The 1763-nt window shown below is 42.4% G+C and carries 2 protein-coding genes; both read right to left on the bottom strand.

Going from position 1 to position 1763, the window contains the following annotated elements:
* Positions 1-219: 219 nt before the first annotated feature.
* Positions 220-993, bottom strand: coding sequence for a hypothetical protein (locus tag S1OALGB6SA_RS06330; RefSeq protein WP_124032906.1), 774 nt, complete (start codon positions 991-993; stop codon positions 220-222).
* The coding region (locus S1OALGB6SA_RS06325) for an RHS repeat-associated core domain-containing protein (protein ID WP_148084040.1) at positions 977-1763 on the bottom strand (787 nt) is incomplete at its 5' end. The genes S1OALGB6SA_RS06325 and S1OALGB6SA_RS06330, both read right to left, overlap by 17 nt.

Genomic DNA, 1763 nt, shown 5'->3' with positions numbered 1-1763 from the left:
GCCTACTGAAAATAAGGCGTGTTCTGTTTAGACCGTGGCCATGGATGGCCTAAGGTCGGGCCTGCCTCTGAGGGCCTGCGCAGGTGGGAGCGGCTTGGCTACAGGTGGGCTAGAGGCCGGCATTTGACGCGGGCGGGTGGGAGGCTTTTTGTGGCACTAGGGGGTGAGGGTTGTTGTTGCTGGGGGGTGGGGAAATAACAAGCAGGAAACCTATAACAATCACTCGATTTTAAGAATGTCAAAAAACTCTACATAGAATCGTGAGATTATTGTCGCTTCTTCATCAATAATCCTAATGACATCCCCTCCAATCATAAAGACATCCCCTTTAATCATAAACATCCCTGGCCTAAGTTCATCGTGAATCGTTACCTTAGCATCGTTCATACCGAAAGTAGCTGATTCTTGTGCTAAATCTAAAAAGTTATCAAAGGAAACTTCTGTATTTTTTAGCCCTTCAATATCAATAAAGGGAATTTTCTTCCATGCCTGTTTTTCGTTATCATATTTGAGTATAGAAACATAGACATCAAAGTAATCTACATCGGGGATGTCCGATCTAATTACAAAATTGAAGTCACTAAAAATTCCATTGTAGTCTTCAGGTATATCAACAATTGGTGGACGATAATCATAAATATCACCTACATTAATGATCTTCCTCTTGAAGTTTTCACCTTCAAGTTTAACATCAATAATTGCAGGATACGCAGCCCAAAAACTGATCCGCTCAACATGAAGAAAATCCTGAGCCTTTATTCCAATAAAAAACCTTCTGAAGGGACGAAGCGTATAGAAACGTCTCTTCTTCTCCACTACTTCATCCTGTTGAACTGTCTTATACTCAATAGTTGTTGAGTATATTCCGAAATCGGATTTTTGAGGATATGTTACTATTCGCCCTTTAATCCATATAGTTTTTGATCCATTACATCCAACTAAGAGAAAAACAGAGAATAGCAATATCCATTTCTGACTATTCTTCATTCCCATCGTTATTCTTATATTTAATCATTCCAGATTCCCGCAAAATACCTTCAATCAATTCTGGGTTTTGTTCCATTATTTTCAATGCCTTTGCTTTATCTGTGACAGTATAAAGTTCAAAGCTATGCGAATTAGAACCATCAGAACGGTTTTCATCGGATATCGTAGGTAATGAAACTTTAAGCCCCCATCCTGTTAATTTACGATTCTCTCCGTATCCTTCATACTTGGCCCGAACCTCAGCGAAGGTTGAAGTATCAGGATCAAGGATATTTGCTATAAATTCTGTTGCAGCATCAGCAGAGCTATCACCCATACCAGTAGGTAGTGCTCTCCCTATGGCCTCCAATGGGCCGACTTTTTGTGTATATATAGCACGTCCCTTGCTTAAGTCCCCTATGAGATTATCATAAGTCGATTCAAGCCTAGGGCCACCTCTATTTTCCGGCCCATAATTTGTATTACTTAAAACTCCTAATCCATCATAAAAGGTATATGGTCTACCATCCCTGAAATATGGAGTGCCCATGTTCTCCTTTTGGCCACTTTTCCCCGTCGGGTCCACATAAAGCACCGGATTATTACTCGTATAGGAATACCAGTTAGTGCCCTCAATTACCGAGTAGTTTCCCTTGGCCTTCCAGCCACCCTCGCCATCAGACTCCATCGGGTTAATAAGCTCGAATCCGGCAGGGTCCGGGCTTATCCAGCGGGAGGTTGCAGGCTCATAGTAGCGCGCCCCGTAGTAGTAGAGGCCGGTCTCCTCGTCGAGCTCC

This window comes from Olavius algarvensis spirochete endosymbiont (assembly GCA_900608495.1).
Lineage (GTDB): Bacteria > Spirochaetota > Spirochaetia > DSM-2461 > DSM-2461 > UBA2779.
This window is presented reverse-complemented; position numbering and strand designations above follow the sequence as displayed.

Coding starts and splice junctions, on each gene's coding strand:
- S1OALGB6SA_RS06330 (WP_124032906.1), bottom strand. CDS start 993: ATGGGAATGAAGAATAGTCAGAAATGGATATTGCTATTCTCTGTTTTT.